This is a genomic window from Rhizobacter sp. Root1221 (assembly GCF_001425785.1).
Taxonomy (GTDB): Bacteria; Pseudomonadota; Gammaproteobacteria; order Burkholderiales; family Burkholderiaceae_C; genus Rhizobacter.
On the sequence record NZ_LMDI01000041.1, the window covers coordinates 1 to 16659 of the forward strand.

Below are 16659 nucleotides of genomic sequence, written 5' to 3' on the forward strand. Positions count from 1 at the left end.
GCTCCTCGGTTGTTTTGAGTTGGCGCTCTGGGATTTATCCCAAACAGCGAGTGCTCGCAACAACTTACGTGACCTCGGTCCAATTTATTCCGGACAGTAGTGGGCGTGCGCCGGGATGACAGGAGCAGGGGGCCGAGCGAGCAACGCCCCGAACCGCGTGCGCCAGGAGAGCGAAGCGCAGCGAGCGACAGATCAAGCTACCGCCGAGCCCGGGTTCCCCGGGCGACCGCGGGCTCCCCCGTGGGGGGACCGGCGCGAGAGCGCCGTAGGGGGCTAACCTACCCGGCCTACTTTCAGCATGTTGGTGCCGCCGGGGTAGCCCATCGGTTCGCCGCAGGTGATGGCGTAGGTGTCGCCCGGCTTCAGCACGCCCTGCTCCACCAGCAGCGCTTCGGCGTGTTTCAAGGCTTCGTCGCGGTCGGTGTAGTTGGGCATCAGCAGCGGGCTGACGTTGCGGTACAGCGTCATGCGGCGCTGGCTGGTCACTTGCGACGTGAGGCCGTAGATGGGCACGTGGATCTTGTGGCGGCTCATCCAGAGTGCGGTGGAACCCGACTCGGTCAGCGCGAGGATGGCCTTGCAGCCCAGGTGGTACGCCGTGAACAGCGCGCCCATGGCAATGGACTGGTCGATGCGGCCGAACTTCTTGTTGGTGAAGCTGGCGTCGAGCGCGATTTCCTCGGCGCTTTCGGCTTCCACGCACACGGCTGCCATCATCTCCACGGTTTCGACCGGGTAACGGCCGGCAGCGGTCTCGGCGCTCAGCATGACCGCATCGGTGCCGTCGAGCACCGCGTTGGCCACGTCGCTCACTTCGGCGCGGGTGGGCACCGGGTTCACGATCATCGATTCCATCATCTGCGTGGCGGTGATCACCACCCGGTCCATCTCGCGGGCCATCTTGATCATGCGCTTCTGCAGCGCCGGCACGGCCGCCGCCCCCACCTCGACCGCCAGGTCACCGCGGGCCACCATGATGCCGTCGCTGGCACGCAGGATGGCTTCGAGCGCGGGAATGGCTTCGGTGCGTTCGATCTTGGCGATCAGCGCGGGCTTGTGGCGCCACGGCTCACCGGCCACGTTGGCCAGTTGGCGGGCCATTTCCATGTCGGTGGCACTTTTGGGGAAGCTGATGGCCAGGTACTGGCACTGGAAGCTCATCGCGGTCTTGATGTCTTCCATGTCCTTGGCGGTCAGCGCCGGAGCCGTCAGGCCACCACCGGCCTTGTTGATGCCCTTGTTGTTCGACAGCTCGCCGCCGATCACCACCGTGGTGTGCACTTCCTCGCCCAGCACCTTCTCGACGGTGAGCTTGAGCAGGCCGTCGTTCAGCAGCAGCGTGTCGCCGGGGCGCACGTCGCGGGGCAGTTCCTTGTAGTCGAGGCCCACGCGGTCGTTGTTGCCCAGCTCCTTCATCGTGGCATCGAGCACGAAGGACTGGCCGGGTTCGAGGATGGTCTTGCCACCTTCGAACTTGCCGACACGGATCTTCGGGCCCTGCAGGTCGGCCATGATCGCCACTTCCTTGCCGGCGGCACGGGCCACGTCACGCACGAGGTTCGCGCGGTCGATGTGGTCCTGGGCCGTGCCGTGCGAAAAGTTCAACCGCACCACGTCGACACCCGCGCGGATCATCCGCTCGAGCACCTCGCGTGAACTGGAAGCTGGGCCAAGGGTGGCAACGATCTTGGTGGCGCGAGGCATGATGTAGCGGTTCTCCGGACAGGGTAGCGGTGAAGGAATGCGCGGGTGGGATCTTCCACCCGCCGTGAGGAAAACAAACGGCGGAAGCGGGGTGCACGTCCGCCGTCGGGAAATTCGAAAGGTCAGCCTCTCAGCCCTGCGCGCGTTTCTGCAGGATCTCGAAGGCCGGCAGGGTCTTGCCCTCGAGCACTTCCAGGAAAGCGCCGCCACCGGTCGAGATGTAGCCGACGTCCTTCTCGATGCCGTACTTGGCGATGGCCGCCAGCGTGTCGCCGCCGCCGGCGATGCTGAAGGCGCTCGATGCCGCGATGGCACGGGCCAGCGTTTCGGTGCCGTGCGAAAACGCCTCGAACTCGAACACGCCCACCGGGCCGTTCCAGACGATGGTGCCGGCGGCCTTCAGCTGGTCGGCCAGCAGCGCGGCGGTTTTCGGGCCGATGTCAAGGATCAGGTCGTCGGCGGCCACGTCGGCCGCGTCCTTGACGGTGGCGGGCGCATCGGCCGCAAACGCCTTGGCGGTGACCACGTCCACCGGGATCGGCACCGCGGCGCCGCGGGCCTTCATGGCCTCGATCACGGCCTTGGCATCGTTCACCAGGTCGGGTTCGGCCAGCGACTTGCCGATGGGGTGGCCGGCCGCGAGCAGGAAGGTGTTGGCGATGCCCCCGCCCACGATCAGGCCGTCGACCTTGTCGGCCAGCGACTTGAGGATGGTGAGCTTGGTGCTCACCTTGCTGCCGGCCACGATGGCGATCAGCGGGCGCTTCGGGCTGGCGAGCGCCTTCGTGACGGCGTCGATCTCGGCCGCGAGCAGCGGGCCGGCGCAGGCCACCGGGGCGAACTGCGCGATGCCGTAGGTGGACGCCTCGGCGCGGTGGGCCGTGCCGAACGCGTCGTGCACGAAGATGTCGCACAGGGCGGCGAGCTTCTTCGACAGTTCCTCGCTGTTCTTCTTCTCGCCCTTGTTGACCCGCACGTTCTCGAGCAGCACCACCTGGCCCGGCTTGACGTCCACGCCGTCGACCCAGTTGGCCACCACGGGCACGTCGCGGCCGAGCAACTCACCCAGGCGGCGGGCCACCGGGGCCAGCGAATCCTCGGGCTTGAACTCGCCCTCGGTGGGGCGGCCCAGGTGCGACGTGACCATGACGGCGGCGCCGGCCTTCAGCGCCAGCTCGATGCAGGGCACCGAGGCACGCACGCGGGTGTCTTCGGTGATCTGGCCGGCGTCGTCGAGAGGCACGTTCAGGTCGGCACGGATGAACACACGTTTGCCGGCAGCCTGGCCTTGGGCCACGAGATCTTCAAAGCGGATGACGTTCATGGGATCGCAACAAGAGTGGAATAGGCGGGCGGGACGCCGCCGGAGGGCCTCCCTTTCAGGGCGCTATTGGACATCAAAGCGGACCGAAAAGGCGAACGACTTCCCGCACGATCGTTCACCAGCCAAGGAGCAAGCGCAAGGGCACCAGCACCACCATGCCGGTCACGATGGTTCCGAGCAAGGTGCGCCGCCAGAAGAACCATGCGGTGGCGGCGGCCACGGCAAACAGCCTCGCATCCCGCCAGGTGGCGATCAGGTGGCCCTGGCTCATCACCACCTCGGGCACCACCACGGCGGCCAGCGCCGCGAGCGGGGCGTAGCGCAGGCCGCGCCTGAGCCACCCGGGCAGGGGCAGTTCGCGGTCGGTTGCCATGAAAAACACGCGGGTCACCACCGTGATGACCGTCAGGCCCACGATGGTCAGCACCGCCTCCCATCCGCTCATCGGGCAGCCTCACCCGCCGTGGCGGTGCGGTCCATCAGGAGCCCCACGCACACACCCGCCGCGATGGCCACCACGATGTGCAGGCGCAGCGGCAACGCAAACGCCGCCACCGCCGCGGTGCCCGCCACCGCGGCCGACACCGCCGTGGCCCGGTCCGACATCAGCGAATAGCCGAGGCCCAGCAGCGCCAGCACCCCGGCAAAACCGAGGCCCCACTGGGTGGGGATCACGTTGGCCAACAGGATGCCCACCACGGACGGCACCTGCCACGACAGCCAGTTCATCGACGCGTTGCCCCAGAAGTAGGCGCCCTGGGCCTCGCGGTCCCCGGGCACCGGGTGACGCTTCATGAACAGCACGTAGGTCAGGTCGGCGGTGAGGTAGCCCGCGAGCAGCCGCCAGCGCAGTGGCAGGTGCATGAAAAACGGGCGCATCTGCGCGCTGAAGATGATGAAGCGCAGGTTCACGCAGACCGCGGTGGCCCAGATCACCCAGACCGGGGCCCCCACCACCATCAACGGCAGTGCGGCGAGCTGGGCGCTGCCCGCGTAGATGGTCAGGCTCATGAACAGCGACAGCGGCACGCCCAGGCCCGCCTTGACCATCGCCACGCCGGTGACCAGCCCCCAGGCGGCCACCCCGAGGGTGACGGCGGCCATGTCACGGACACCCGAACGGAACTGCGGATGGGCGGCGGCCGCTCGGAGAGGATTCATGGGCGCAAGGGGGGCGCGCGGAGCCTCGGCCCCGGCGTCAGCAGGAAATCAGTGGTCGCCGTCCTGCTTCACGGTGGCCTTGGCCGGCTTGCGTTCCACCTGCACGACGGTTTCCGCGGACTCGGATGCCGAGACGGCCCCGCCATCGGCCTTCGCCGACTCGGAGGACCGTTCGGCCTTGCGTCCGCTGGCGACCGGCGGCGTGACCTGCGGGGCCACGGTGTCGATCTTGTTCTCGCGCATGTAGTCGTTCATGTCGCGCCAGCCGGCGAACACGGCGGCCTTGTCGGCCTTCTTGTTCAGCGCGTAGCAGTCCTCGATGGCACGCCCGGCGTGACGGCAGGCACCGCCGATGGCGCGGCCGTCGGCCTCCCTGGCGGCGGCGATCTTCTCGGGGGAGTCTCCGAGGAGGTCGCACCCGGACAGCAGCAGGGCGGACAGGGCAGCGGCAGTCAGGAGCGGCAGGCGAAACATGGGGCGAGAGGGTAGTTCTGCACGGGATATCGGTCAAGCGAGCGCCCGCTTGAGGCGGGCGCCGCCCCGTCACCGCATCGCCAGCAGGCGTGCCACCCGCTCCTCGGTGGACGGGTGCGTGGAAAAGAGCCCCCGCAACCCGCCACCGGACAGTGGGTTGGAGATCATCATCTGGGCGGTCTCGGGGTGGCGCTCGGCGGCGGCCATGGGGATGCCGCGGGCGTAGTGCTCGATCTTCTGCAGCGCGCTCGCCAGGGCCTGCGGGTCGCCCGAGATTTCGGCGCCGCCCCGGTCGGCCTCGAACTCGCGGGCACGGCTGATGGCCATCTGGATCACGCTCGCGGCCAGCGGCGCAAGGATCATCACCAGGATGCCGACGATCGGGTTGTGGCTGCGGCCTTCGCTGTCGCGGCCGCCAAAGAACATCGCGAAGTTGGCCAGCATCGAGATGGCGCCGGCCATGGTGGCGCTGACGGTGCTGATCAGGATGTCGCGGTGTTTCACGTGCGCCAGCTCGTGGGCCATCACGCCGCGCAGTTCGCGGTCGGACAGCACCCGCAGGATGCCGGTGGTGGCCGCCACCGCGGCGTGCTCGGGGTTGCGGCCGGTGGCGAACGCGTTGGGGGCGTCCTCCTGGATCAGGTACACCCGCGGCATGGGCAACTGGGCGCGCTGCGCCAGGTCGCGCACCATGCCGTAGAACTGCGGCGCCGACGTCTCGTCCACCTCCTGGGCGTTGTACATCTTCAGCACCATCTGGTCCGAGAACCAGTAGCTGTAGAAGTTCATGCCCACGGCCACCAGCAGCGCGATCATCATGCCGCTGCGTCCGCCGATCATCGCGCCGATGGCCATGAACAGCGCCGTGATGGCGGCCATCAGCACGGCTGTCTTCAGGATGTTGAACATGGCTGGGGTTCCCCGCTCGTGTGGGTTTGTGTGGTCTACAGCGCGTCAGATGCGCCCGCCGGGTGGAAGTTCAAGCGCTCCGCGGCGCGAACACCTGGCCCACGAGGTCGCCTGCCGACTGCAGGAACTGGCGGGCGGGCAGGCGCTTCCCCCCCGGGCGCTGCAGTTCGGTGACCCGCAGGCTGCCGTCTCCACACGCCACGGTGAGCCCGTCGGGCGACACCGCCAGCACGGTGCCCGGCGCCCCCTGGCCGTCGCTGGCATCGGCCGCCCACAGCTTGACGGTTTCGCCCGCGAGCTGACCCGACGCCCCCGGGAACGGGTCGAAGGCCCGGATCCGGCGTTCGATCACGGCCGCCGGCTGGGTCCAGTCGATCTCGGCCTCGGCCTTCTCGATCTTGTGGGCGTAGGTCACCCCGGCCGCCGGTTGCGGCGTGCGTACCAGCTCGCCGAGCCGGGCCAGCGCGTCCACGACCAGGCGGCCGCCCAATGCGGCGAGCCGGTCGTGCAGCGTGGCGGTGCGGTCGTCCGGCGCGATGACCTCGGTGGCCTCGAGCAGCATGTCGCCGGTGTCGAGGCCGGCATCCATCTGCATGATGGTGATGCCCGTCTGGGGGTCACCCGCCTCGATGGCCCGGTGGATCGGCGCGGCGCCCCGCCAGCGGGGCAACAGCGACGCGTGGATGTTGAGGCAGCCGCGGGCCGGCAGGTCCAGCACCCACTGCGGCAGGATCAGGCCGTATGCAGCCACCACCATCACGTCAGGGCGAGCCGCCTCCAGCTGGGCGCGTGCCGCCACCGCATCGTCCGGAAACTTCCCGTCGAGCCGGAGGCTGCGCGGCTGGGCCACCGGAATGCCATGGGCCAGCGCCGACGCCTTCACCGGCGAAGGGTGCAGCTTCATGCCTCGGCCGGCGGGCCGGTCGGGCTGGGTCAGCACCAACGGCACGGCATGGCCGGCCGCGATCAACGCCTCCAGCGCCACCTGGGCGAACTCCGGCGTGCCGGCAAAGACGACGTTCATCAGGACTTCTGCTCGTCGCGCGTCTTTTTCAGCATCTTGGTCTTGATGCGGTCGCGCTTCAGTGAGCTGAGGTACTCGACGAACACCTTGCCCATCAGGTGGTCCATCTCGTGCTGGACACACACCGACAACAGCCCTTCGGCATCGAACTGGTACGGCAGGCCGTCGCGGCCCAGCGCCCGCACGGTGACCTGTGCGTGCCGCTGCACCTTGTCGTAGATGGCCGGCACCGACAGGCAGCCCTCGTCGGCGAAGGTCATCTCCTCGCTGCGGGCGATGAGTTCGGGGTTGATCAGCACGCGGGGGTCGTCCCGTCCCTCGGACGTGTCGATCACGATCAACCGTTCGTGGACATCAACCTGCGTGGCCGCGAGGCCCACGCCGTCGGCCTGGTACATGAGTTCGAGCATGTCGTCGGCCAACGTCCGGATGCGGTCGTCGACAACGGTGACCGGCTTGGCAACGGTGTGCAGCCGGGGATCGGGGTAGCGGAGGATGGAGAGCTTGGCCATGGAAAGTCGACGGTCGGATCGGAAACGAAGGGCAGTGCCTGCCACAGCAACCTTGTGGGAACCACACAACATCGGTGCCCGTAAGGGCGCCCGGCGGAGAGGTATCAGCTGGTCACTTTCGTTGCGATATCAATGGTTTATGGGCAGAATCTGTGAAACTGAATGAAGATTTTCGCCGATCTCGGGGCCCCCTGCACCAAGGAGCCGCGGCGGAGCTTACATTTCAGCCATTGTGCTGCCTGCGCGACCGGAGACCCATCTTCATGACCCGAAGCCACCGTTTTGCCCTGTCCACTCCTCGCGTCACTGCAGTCGCTGCCGTCCTGGCCCTGAGCGCTGGTGTGGCCATGGCGCAGGCCGGCAACTACCCCATCACCCCCAAACAACGCAGCACCGCCCAGCAAGTCGCTGAAGACGGCGTGGCGCTGTCGGAACTGTCGCCCAGTGCGCCCGACAGCTACACCGTCAAGACCGGCGACACCCTCTGGGACATCTCCAAGCTGTTCCTCACCAGCCCGTGGCGCTGGCCGGAACTGTGGGGCATGAACCTCGACCAGATCCGCAACCCGCACCTGATCTACCCAGGCCAGGTGCTGTTCCTCGACAAGTCGAGTGGTCGCGGCCGCCTGCGCGTGGGTGAACCGGTTGGCGGTGGCAGCGGCCGCCTGTCGCCCCGTGTGCGGGCCACCGACGTCAACAACGGCATCCCTGCGGTGAACCTCGCCCAGATCGAGCCGTTCCTGAACGAAGCCGTGATCTTCGACACGGAGGAGCTCAACAAGGCTCCGCGCATCGTGTCGGCCCAGGAAAACCGGGTGCTGCTCACCCGCGGCGACCTCGCCTACACCCGCGGCGACCTGAAAGGCCTGACCAACTTCCGCGTGTTCCGCGAGCCCGTCCCGCTCAAGGACCCCACCACGCAGGAAATCCTCGGCTACGAAGGCGTGTTCCTCGGCACCGTCGAACTCAGCCGCCGTGGCGACTCGCCGGGCGCAAGCGTGGCCCAGAAGGGCGACATCATTCCCGACACGGTCACCGTGCTGTCCACGCGCCAGGAAATGAAAACGGGCGACCGCCTCGCCCCCATGCCCACCCGCGAGTTCGTGAACCACGTGCCGCGTGCGCCGCAAGGTGAAATGAACGGCCAGATCGTCGCGGTGTATGGCGAAGCGCTGCTGGCCGGCCAGAACCAGATCGTGTCGCTGAACCGCGGTGCCCGCAACGGCCTCGAACCCGGCCACGTGCTGGCCCTGTGGCGCGACGGCAAGCGCATCATCGACAAGACCGACCCCAAGTCGCCCACGATCAAGCTGCCCGACGAGCGTCACGGCCTGCTGTACGTGTTCCGCGTCTTCAACCGCATGTCGTACGCACTGATCTTGTCGGTGAACGATCCGGTGGCCTCGGGCGACCGTTTCACCGCCCCCTGATCGCCTCCCTGCGGCCGCCCTTGTCCCCTTGGGCGGCCCATCGCGCGACCTTGCCATGCCCAGCGCCGACCTCGACGAGTTGGCCGCCTGGGTCCGGCTCACCACCACCCCGAAGGTTGGCGCCTCGGCGCTGAGGCGGCTGCTGGCCGCGTTCGGCTCGCCGCAGCGGGTGCTGTCGGCGCCAGCAGGGGCTCGCCAAGCCGTGGCCGGTGAAGCCGCTGCGGCCGCCCTGTCTCACGAACCCGCCTTGTTCGCCCGCCTGTGGGCCCAGACGGTCGCATGGCTGGAACATGCGCCCGCTGGGGTCGCCCGCGACATCATCCCGCTCGGTGACCCGCGGTACCCCGACATCCTGCTCCACGCCGCCGGCCCGCCGTTGCTGCTCTACGCCGAAGGGCGGTTGCCGCTGCTGCAGGCCACGTCCGTCGCCATCGTCGGCAGCCGCAACGCCACCCCGGCCGGGCTCGGGCACGCCCGGGCATTCGCCGGCGAACTGGCAGGCACCGGGCTCACCGTGGTGTCGGGCCTGGCGCTCGGTGTCGACGCCGCGGCCCATACCGGCGCACTCGCTCATCCGGCCGGCACGGTGGCCGTGGTGGGCACCGGCCTCGACATCGTCTACCCGAAGCAGCACGGCCCGCTGGCCGAACGCATTCGTCACGGGGGCCTTCTCATCAGCGAGCACCCGCTCGGCACCACACCCCAACCGTCCCACTTTCCGCGGCGCAACCGGATCATCGCTGGCATGACCCGCGGCACGCTGGTGGTCGAGGCGGCGCTGGCATCAGGGTCGCTGATCACCGCGCGGCTCGCCGCCGAATCGGGCCGCGAGGTGTTTGCCGTTCCCGGATCGATCCATGCGCCCCAGTCTCGCGGTTGCCATGCGTTGCTCAAGCAGGGTGCCAAGCTGGTCGAGACCACGGCCGACATCCTGGAAGAACTGAACTGGGCCGCCCCCGCGCAGGTCGCCTCGCGTACCGGAGCACCCCGGCCCGGGGCCCCCGACATCCTTCTGGACGCGCTCGCCCACGACCCGGTCGACCTCGACACCCTGGTCGCCCGCACCGGTGAAACCGCCCCCGCGCTGACCGCCCGGCTGCTGCAGCTCGAGTTCGAGGGCCGCGTGGCCCGCCTGCCAGGTCAGCGGTTCCAGCGCCTCGGCCCCGGCTGATCGCGCGCGGTCGCGCCCCAAGTCGACCGGGTTCGGCATTGCTTGGCAAACACCGCCCCGCCCGAGGTCGCCGCCCCCGGCCATGCGGTATAGTGGTTTCATGTTTGACGTGCTTGTTTACCTGTACGAAAACTACTGGCGGCCCGACGCTTGTCCCGACCACGCCCAGCTGACGCGCAAGTTGTCCGCCATGGGCTTCGAGACCGACGAGATCGAGGAAGCCCTGAACTGGCTCGACGGCCTCGCGAGTGCCGGCCAGTCGTACTCGGGCGAGCAACAGCCGCACAGCATGCGGGTGTACACCCCGGCCGAACAGGAACACCTCGGTGAAGCCTCCATCGGTTTCATCTCCTTCCTCGAATCGGCCGGCGTGCTGCCGCCCCCCATGCGCGAGATGGTCGTCGACCGCGCCACCGCCATCCCTGGCGGCCCGGTGGATCTCGAGGACCTGAAGATCATCGTGCTGATGGTCTTCTGGAGCCTGGGCGAAGAACCCGACGCCCTCATCCTCGATGAGCTCTTCGTTGCCGAAGAAGACCGGCTGATTCATTGAGGCCCCCTACGGCGCTGCGCGCCGGTCCCCCCATGGGGGAGCCCGCGGTCGCCCGGGAGACCCGGGCTCGGCGGTAGCTTGATCTGCGGCCTCGCTGCGCTTGCCTGCCTGACGCCTGCGATTCGGGGCTTCGCTTTGCTCGCCCTGGGCCTGCGGCGTCATCCCATCAAGGGGATGACGCCGCATGGCGAGCGAGCAAAGCGATGCAATGCCCCGAAACGTCGGGGCACAGTGCGAGCAGACCCGGGGTGCTGTACAACACATCGCGCCATCCCAACGGAGGCCGCGATCTCTAGCGGTTGCACATCGGCTTTTGTAGCGACCGCGGCGGCAAGTCACGGCTTTCGAAGACGATGGGTAGGGGCATGTTCCAGTCAGCGGCTTCGACGGCCGCCCAGCTGCCGCGCTTCGGGGCATTGCATCGCTTCGCTCGCGCGCCACACGGCCCCGCCCCCCCCGAACGGGCCGGGGCCGCAAACCCAGGGCGAGCAAAACGAAGCCCCGAACCGCAAACGCCAGGCAGGAGGCGAGCGAAGCGAGGCCGAAGATCAAGCCACCACCGAGCCCGGGTCCCCCGGGCGACCGTGGGCTCCCCCATGGGGGGGGCCGGCGCGAAGCGCCGTAGGGGGCTCAATCCATGGGGCCTAATTCAACAAGCGACTGGGATCCACGTCGAGCTTGGCGAGGGCGCTGCGCGTGGCGCGGACCGTCAACGACTCGTCCTGTGCGGGCACCAGCAGGCCGGCCTGCAGGAAGGCGGCCAGGCGGTGCTGCTGGAACAGGATGCCACGGCTATGGGGCGACACGAACAGGGTCAGCTGGCGGCGCATGCCTTGCCACGCGAGCTGGACCACCTCGTTGCGGCCGCGGTAGTCGAGCATGTACCAACCGCCCACCTGCAGTTCGCGGGCCCACGTGAGCATGGCCGGCGTGGGCATCGAGCCCCCCTCACCCACGACCTCGAGTTCGGACGATTCGTGACCCGACAGGTCCAGCACGAGGGATTCGTCGATTTCGACGTCCTCCGCATCGGGCAGCAGTTCCTCGAGGGTTTCGAGCTTGACCATCAACTCCTCGAGGCGCTCGCGCGGGATCGCCGCCGTCTTCGCGGTGAAAGCCGCAGCCAGCGAGTTGTTGAGGCGCTGGATGTGCTCGTCCTGCTTCTCGGCCGTCACGCCCGCGTGGTCCATGCCCTCGCGCAGCGTCTTCAGCAGCGGTGGCAGGCGGCGGATCACCTCGGCACGTTCTTCGCGGGACACCTTGGCGCTCGCCGACCAGATCAGGTCGGCGGCGACCCGCTTCATGGTCTTGGTCTCGGCGCTGTGCACACCGTACTTCACCGACGTCATGGCCATCACATCGGCCCAGACGTGGAACAGGAACTCGCGGACGCCTTCCTGCACCGGCACCTCGTTGAGCATCTTGCGCAACTCGATCGTGTACTGGATGGCAAGGGTCTCGCGCAACTCGACCTGCTGCGCGAGCGAGACACCGCGACGGCTGGCCTCGTTTTCGTTCTTGAAGTAATGCTCCAGGAACTTCTCGAATTCGGTCAGCACGGTCTGGAACACGCGGCGGCCGGTGTCCGGGTAGGCCTCGACCACCTGCACCACCCGCTTGATTTCCTTCTCGAGCGTGTCGCCGACCATTCGGCTCGTGGTGTCGAACCCCATGACACACGCACCCATGCGGTCGATCAGGCGGCGGGCCGGGTGTTCGACGGTGGCGAAGAAGTCGGGTTCGCTGACCGCCACGCGCAGCACCGGCATCTGGAGCCGCGCGAACCACACCCGCACGGCGGCCGGGATGCGCTCCTCGGTCAGGATGCTCTGGAACAGCAGCGCGACGATCTCGATGGTGGCGCGCTCGACCGGCGATGTGGCGGCGGACTTCAGCGCCTGTTTGCGCTGGTGCAACTCCTCCATCAGCGCGGGGGTGCTGACCACCTCGCCGCCGACCTGGCCCGACCCGGCGCTCAGGCGCCGCTGGATGCCTTGCTGGGCTTCGGCGATGGCGTTCTTCAACTCGGCGGATGCCGGCTGCATGGGCGCCGTGCCGGCGAAATCGGGCAGTTGGCGGCCGATCAGGCGGTTCAGCCGCCCGAGCACCGCTTCGGCATGATCGGACCCGCGGGCAAAGCCGCCCGCACGGGTCATCATGCGGGTTTCTTCGCCCACGTTGCTGCGCGCGAACACGCTGTTGGCGCCCGTGAGGGCCGCCCCCCCCGATACGACCGGCACTCCGCCGCCGGCGCGTGTGCGGCGAATGAATGGCCGCAGGTCGATCTCGGGCAGCACACGCTGCTGGATCAACCAGCGGTTGGTTTCGTGGTACGCCTCTTCGGCGAAGTGGGCGAATTCCTCGTGCAACACCGCCTGCAACGTGCGCCACGCATCCTGGCTCATCGACGACGAACGCCAGGTGGTGGTGACGATGCGCGCCAGCACGTGCGGGCGCAGCACGTCGTGGGTGTCGAGTTCATCGCGCTGCTCAAGGGACGACATGCGCGAACGCAGGTCGGTGAACTCCCAGGAGGCCCGGTCCATCATGGCCAGGGCGAGCCGCGAACTGAGGATTTCGACCTCGATGGTGTCGTCGTCAACGAGCGTCATGCTGGGCGCCCGGCCCAGGGGTGTGAGGTCACCCGGCCGGGATACCGCGACCATGCCGTTGCCCAGCGCGCCGCGCAGGGCCGAGACGATGCCGTTGATCCAGGTGGGGGCCGCCTTGCGCAGGTCTGCCGCGACATCGCGCCGCTTGTACTGGAGCCCGTGTTCGGCAGATTGGGTGGCCAACAAGCGGCTGCCGTCTTCGACGGCATGGACCACCCCGGGCACGCCGCTCAGCAGGCGCTCGACATAGGAGCGCCTTGCCTGGGCGGCCAGGGCCAACGAATCGGCAGTGGTCGCCATGGAGGATTGGTGGATGCTTCGAGGTTTGACCAGAGCTTAACTCTACACCACCGCCCCGGAGTTCGGGTCATCCGGATCCAGGTCCTTCGCGGTGGGTTTTGCGAGGTCCTCGCGCTTGACACCCAGCCACATGGCGATGGCTGCCGCCACGAACACCGACGAATAGATGCCGAACAGGATGCCGATGGTCAGTGCCACCGCGAAGTAGTGGAGCGTGGGGCCACCGAACAGCAGCATCGACACCACCATGAGCTGTGTGCTGCCGTGGGTAATGATGGTGCGGCTGATGGTGCTGGTGATGGCGTGGTCGATCACCTGCGGTGTCGTCAGCTTGCGGTATTTGCGGAATGCCTCGCGGATCCGGTCGAAGATCACGACCGACTCGTTCACCGAGTAGCCCAGCACCGCCAGCACGGCGGTCAGCACGGTGAGCGAGAACTCCCATTGGAAGAACGCGAAGAAGCCCAGGATGATGATCACGTCGTGCAGGTTGGCGATGATGGCCGACACCGCGAACTTCCATTCGAAGCGGATGGCCAGGTACACGACGATGCCGATGATCACGAACAGCAGCGCCTTCAGGCCGTCCTGCGCCAGCTCCTTGCCCACCTGCGGCCCGACAAACTCGCTGCGCTTGAACGTCACCGGCTCGACATCGCCCGCACGGCATTCGGGGCGACTGATCTGCTCACCCTTGTCGCTGATTTCCTGGCGGGTGCTGACAGTGCCGCCATCGGCCTTGCACACGGCGCCGAAGACCTGCGTCACCAACTCCGCCTGCTTGACCCCCTCGCGCAACGGCACGCGGATCAACACGTCGCGTGTGGTGCCGAAGTTCTGCACTTGCACTTCACCCAGGCCGAGCGTCTCGACCGAGTGGCGCACCTTGTTGATGTCGGCCGGCTGCTGGTAGGCCACCTCGATGACCGTACCGCCGGTGAACTCGATCGACAGGTGCAGCCCCCGGGTCACGAGGAAAAACACGGCAGCCAGGAAGGTGACGGCCGAAATGATGTTCAGCACCAGCGCATGCCGCATGAACGGGATGTCGCGGTGGATGCGGAAGAACTCCATGGAAATCCTCTGTTGTTCTTGGAATGAGGGTCAGGTCTTGGCCGGCTCGTCGGCCGCCACGGCCGACGAGGCCACAACCGACGGGGGCACCCACACCTGGCCGATGGAGACCGTCTTGAGCTTCTTCTGCCGGCCGTACCAGAGGTTCACGAGTGCACGCGAGAACAGCACCGCCGAGAACATGGACGTCAGGATGCCGATGCAGTGCACGACCGCGAAGTTCTTGACCGGGCCGGACCCGAACACGAGCAGCGCGATGCCAGCGATCAGCGTGGTGACGTTGGAGTCGAGGATGGTGGCGAACGCCCGCTCGTAGCCGGCGTGGATGGCGGCCTGAGGCGACGCCCCCCCGCGCAGTTCCTCGCGCACGCGTTCGTTGATCAGCACGTTGGCATCGATGGCCATGCCCAGCGTGAGCGCAATGGCCGCCATGCCGGGCAGCGACAGGGTGGCCTGCATCAGCGACAGCACCGAGACCAGCAGGAGCAGGTTGAACGCCAGCGCGAGCGTCGAGAACATGCCGAACAGGCGGTAGTAGACGCACATGAACACCGCGATGGCGGCAAAGCCGTACAGCACGCTGTTGAAGCCCTTGCCGATGTTCTCGGCGCCGAGCGTCGGGCCGATGGTGCGTTCCTCGATGATCTCCATCGGGGCGGCGAGCGAACCGGCGCGCAGCAGCAGCGCCGTGTCGGCGGCTTCCACCGAGGTCATGGACCCGGAGATCTGCACACGCCCGCCACCGATCTCGGAACGGATCACCGGTGCCGTGACCACCTCACCCTTGCCCTTTTCGAAGAGCAGGATGGCCATGCGCTTGCCGATGTTGTCGCGGGTGATGTCCTTGAAGATGCGCGAGCCGTTGGCGTCGAGCGTCAGGTTCACCGTGGCCTCGTGCGTCTGGCTGTCGAACCCCGATTGCGCGTCGTTCAGGTTATCCCCCGTGAGGATGACCTGGCGCTTGACGATCAACGGGCGGCCGCCACGTTCGAGGTAACGCTCGGTGCCGAAGGGCACCGGGCCGCTGCCGGCCATGGCCGACTGGGCTTCGGTGCTGTCATCCACCAGGCGCACTTCGAGGGTGGCGGTGCGGCCGATGATGTCCTTGGCCTTGGCGGTGTCCTGGACGCCAGGCAACTGGACGACAACACGGTCGACGCCCTGCTGCTGGATCACCGGTTCGCTGACGCCGAGTTCGTTGACCCGGTTGTGCAGCGTGGTGATGTTCTGCTTGACGGCGGTTTCCTGCACACGGCGCGCCACGTCGGGCTTGAGGACACCGGACAGCTTGAGGTCGGTGCCGCCCGGCACCTCGGTCCACGCGAGGTCGGGGAGCTGGTCGGTCAGCGTGTTGAGGGCGGCCGTGAGCGTTTCGCGGTCGCGGAAACGCACCTCGACGTTGTTGCCGTCGCGGGCGATGCCGGCGTGGCGCAGGTTCTTGTCGCGCAGGAGCGTGCGGATGTCACCCGTCAGGGCTTCGGCGCGCTTCGTCAACGCGGCCTTCATGTCGACCTGCATCAGGAAGTGCACGCCACCCCGCAGGTCGAGGCCCAGGTACATGGGCAACGCACGGATCGCGGTGAGCCAATGCGGCGAACGCGACAGCAGGTTCAGGGCGACGATGTAGCTCGGGTCGGCGGGATCGGGGTTCAGCGCGCGGCTGAGTGCATCCTTGGCCTTCAGCTGAACGTCGGTATCGGTGAAGCGGGCCTTGATCGAGTTGCCCTCGAACTGGACGAAGTCGGGCTTGACACCGGCGTCGGTCAGGATCTGGGATACACGGCGCTCGAGCGAAGCATCGAGCTTGAGCGTGGCCTTGCCACTGCTCACCTGCACGGCAGGGGCCTCACCAAAGAAGTTCGGCAGCGTGTAGAGGAAGCCCCCCAACAATGCGACCACGATGATCGCGTACTTCCACCAAGGGTAGCGGTTCATGACGAGTCTTTCGCGGGACGGACCCGCTGCGGGCCGGCCGCACGGCCCGAAGGACCGCCGCGCCGGCACATCGCGGGTGAATTACTTGATGGTGCCCTTAGGCAGGACCTGGACCACGGCGGAACGCTGCACCTGGACTTCGACGCCGGAGGCGATCTCGACGTGCAGGTAGTTGTCGCCGGTCTTGGTGATCTTGCCGAGCACACCGCCGCCGACCACGACTTCATCGCCCTTGGCGATGGCGTCGATCATGGCTTTGTGCTCCTTCTGGCGCTTCATCTGCGGCCGGATCATCACGAAGTACAGCACCACGAACATCAGCACGATGGGCAGCATGCCCGTCAGGCCGCCGAACGGCGACTGGGCGGCCGCAGGGGCCGCCGGGGCGGCCTGGGCAAAAGCTTCGGAAATGAACACTTGAAATCCTCTTTGGAAACCGGCAATGGCCGGCGGCACGCTGCCGACGGTAAAGCATT

Annotated in this window: 15 protein-coding genes; 3 read left to right on the forward strand and 12 right to left on the reverse strand. The window is 67.6% G+C overall.

Annotated features, from left to right (window positions below; all coding sequences use genetic code 11):
- Nucleotides 1-273 precede the first annotated feature (273 nt).
- The 8 genes from pyk to def form a co-directional block, all read right to left on the reverse strand.
- The gene (pyk, locus tag ASC87_RS23545) at nucleotides 274-1704 is read right to left on the reverse strand and encodes a pyruvate kinase (protein ID WP_056668412.1); all 1431 of its coding nucleotides are present in this window, start codon (nucleotides 1702-1704) and stop codon (nucleotides 274-276) included.
- A gap of 130 nt (nucleotides 1705-1834) precedes the next feature.
- A complete protein-coding gene (locus ASC87_RS23550; RefSeq protein ID WP_056668415.1) occupies nucleotides 1835-3028 on the reverse strand; it encodes a phosphoglycerate kinase in 1194 nt (397 codons plus the stop codon).
- A 115-nt stretch (nucleotides 3029-3143) separates the two neighbouring features.
- Nucleotides 3144-3473 (reverse strand): AzlD domain-containing protein, encoded by a 330-nt coding sequence (locus ASC87_RS23555; RefSeq protein ID WP_056668418.1) that lies wholly within the window; start codon nucleotides 3471-3473, stop codon nucleotides 3144-3146.
- Complete coding sequence (locus ASC87_RS23560; RefSeq protein ID WP_056668422.1) at nucleotides 3470-4189, reverse strand: AzlC family ABC transporter permease; 720 nt, start codon at nucleotides 4187-4189, stop codon at nucleotides 3470-3472. The genes ASC87_RS23555 and ASC87_RS23560 overlap by 4 nt, the downstream gene beginning before the upstream one ends.
- A gap of 48 nt (nucleotides 4190-4237) precedes the next feature.
- A complete protein-coding gene (locus tag ASC87_RS33365) occupies nucleotides 4238-4663 on the reverse strand; it encodes a hypothetical protein (RefSeq protein ID WP_235582266.1) in 426 nt (141 codons plus the stop codon).
- Nucleotides 4664-4732: 69 nt separating this feature from the next.
- Nucleotides 4733-5572, reverse strand: a complete 840-nt coding sequence (htpX, locus tag ASC87_RS23570; RefSeq protein WP_056668426.1) for a zinc metalloprotease HtpX — start codon at nucleotides 5570-5572, stop codon at nucleotides 4733-4735.
- A gap of 70 nt (nucleotides 5573-5642) precedes the next feature.
- The gene (gene fmt, locus ASC87_RS23575; protein WP_056668429.1) at nucleotides 5643-6596 is read right to left on the reverse strand and encodes a methionyl-tRNA formyltransferase; all 954 of its coding nucleotides are present in this window, start codon (nucleotides 6594-6596) and stop codon (nucleotides 5643-5645) included.
- A complete protein-coding gene (def, locus tag ASC87_RS23580) occupies nucleotides 6596-7108 on the reverse strand; it encodes a peptide deformylase (protein ID WP_056668433.1) in 513 nt (170 codons plus the stop codon). The genes fmt and def overlap by 1 nt, the downstream gene beginning before the upstream one ends.
- A gap of 263 nt (nucleotides 7109-7371) precedes the next feature.
- On the opposite strand from def, the gene ASC87_RS23585 reads away from it, so the two are divergent.
- From ASC87_RS23585 to ASC87_RS23595, 3 genes are all read left to right on the forward strand, one after another.
- On the forward strand, nucleotides 7372-8538 hold the full coding sequence (locus ASC87_RS23585; protein WP_056668436.1) for a LysM peptidoglycan-binding domain-containing protein: 1167 nt from the start codon (nucleotides 7372-7374) through the stop codon (nucleotides 8536-8538).
- Between the two features lie 55 nt (nucleotides 8539-8593).
- The gene (dprA, locus tag ASC87_RS23590) at nucleotides 8594-9709 is read left to right on the forward strand and encodes a DNA-processing protein DprA (protein ID WP_056668541.1); all 1116 of its coding nucleotides are present in this window, start codon (nucleotides 8594-8596) and stop codon (nucleotides 9707-9709) included.
- 100 nt (nucleotides 9710-9809) lie between these two features.
- The gene (locus ASC87_RS23595) at nucleotides 9810-10262 is read left to right on the forward strand and encodes a DUF494 family protein (RefSeq protein ID WP_056668439.1); all 453 of its coding nucleotides are present in this window, start codon (nucleotides 9810-9812) and stop codon (nucleotides 10260-10262) included.
- A 644-nt stretch (nucleotides 10263-10906) separates the two neighbouring features.
- Here ASC87_RS23595 and ASC87_RS23600 read toward each other — a convergent pair.
- The 4 genes from ASC87_RS23600 to yajC all read right to left on the reverse strand — a co-directional run bounded on the left by ASC87_RS23600 (nucleotide 10907) and on the right by yajC (nucleotide 16600).
- Entirely contained in the window at nucleotides 10907-13174 is a 2268-nt protein-coding gene (locus ASC87_RS23600) for a DUF1631 family protein (RefSeq protein ID WP_056668442.1), read from the reverse strand.
- 42 nt (nucleotides 13175-13216) lie between these two features.
- Nucleotides 13217-14248 (reverse strand): protein translocase subunit SecF, encoded by a 1032-nt coding sequence (gene secF, locus ASC87_RS23605; protein ID WP_056668445.1) that lies wholly within the window; start codon nucleotides 14246-14248, stop codon nucleotides 13217-13219.
- A gap of 30 nt (nucleotides 14249-14278) precedes the next feature.
- Entirely contained in the window at nucleotides 14279-16183 is a 1905-nt protein-coding gene (gene secD, locus ASC87_RS23610; protein WP_056668447.1) for a protein translocase subunit SecD, read from the reverse strand.
- Between the two features lie 81 nt (nucleotides 16184-16264).
- Nucleotides 16265-16600, reverse strand: a complete 336-nt coding sequence (gene yajC / locus ASC87_RS23615) for a preprotein translocase subunit YajC (RefSeq protein WP_056668450.1) — start codon at nucleotides 16598-16600, stop codon at nucleotides 16265-16267.
- Nucleotides 16601-16659: the final 59 nt, after the last annotated feature.

Bases quoted from the DNA above. Each gene is read 5' to 3' on its own strand.
- pyk (WP_056668412.1), bottom strand. From the start codon at position 1,704: ATGCCTCGCGCCACCAAGATCGTTGCCACCCTTGGCCCAGCTTCCAGT.
- htpX (WP_056668426.1), bottom strand. From the start codon at position 5,572: ATGTTCAACATCCTGAAGACAGCCGTGCTGATGGCCGCCATCACGGCG.
- ASC87_RS33365 (WP_235582266.1), bottom strand. From the start codon at position 4,663: ATGTTTCGCCTGCCGCTCCTGACTGCCGCTGCCCTGTCCGCCCTGCTG.
- dprA (WP_056668541.1), top strand. From the start codon at position 8,594: ATGCCCAGCGCCGACCTCGACGAGTTGGCCGCCTGGGTCCGGCTCACC.
- ASC87_RS23600 (WP_056668442.1), bottom strand. From the start codon at position 13,174: ATGGCGACCACTGCCGATTCGTTGGCCCTGGCCGCCCAGGCAAGGCGC.
- ASC87_RS23595 (WP_056668439.1), top strand. From the start codon at position 9,810: ATGTTTGACGTGCTTGTTTACCTGTACGAAAACTACTGGCGGCCCGAC.
- ASC87_RS23550 (WP_056668415.1), bottom strand. From the start codon at position 3,028: ATGAACGTCATCCGCTTTGAAGATCTCGTGGCCCAAGGCCAGGCTGCC.
- secF (WP_056668445.1), bottom strand. From the start codon at position 14,248: ATGGAGTTCTTCCGCATCCACCGCGACATCCCGTTCATGCGGCATGCG.
- ASC87_RS23555 (WP_056668418.1), bottom strand. From the start codon at position 3,473: ATGAGCGGATGGGAGGCGGTGCTGACCATCGTGGGCCTGACGGTCATC.
- def (WP_056668433.1), bottom strand. From the start codon at position 7,108: ATGGCCAAGCTCTCCATCCTCCGCTACCCCGATCCCCGGCTGCACACC.
- fmt (WP_056668429.1), bottom strand. From the start codon at position 6,596: ATGAACGTCGTCTTTGCCGGCACGCCGGAGTTCGCCCAGGTGGCGCTG.
- secD (WP_056668447.1), bottom strand. From the start codon at position 16,183: ATGAACCGCTACCCTTGGTGGAAGTACGCGATCATCGTGGTCGCATTG.
- ASC87_RS23560 (WP_056668422.1), bottom strand. From the start codon at position 4,189: ATGAATCCTCTCCGAGCGGCCGCCGCCCATCCGCAGTTCCGTTCGGGT.
- ASC87_RS23585 (WP_056668436.1), top strand. From the start codon at position 7,372: ATGACCCGAAGCCACCGTTTTGCCCTGTCCACTCCTCGCGTCACTGCA.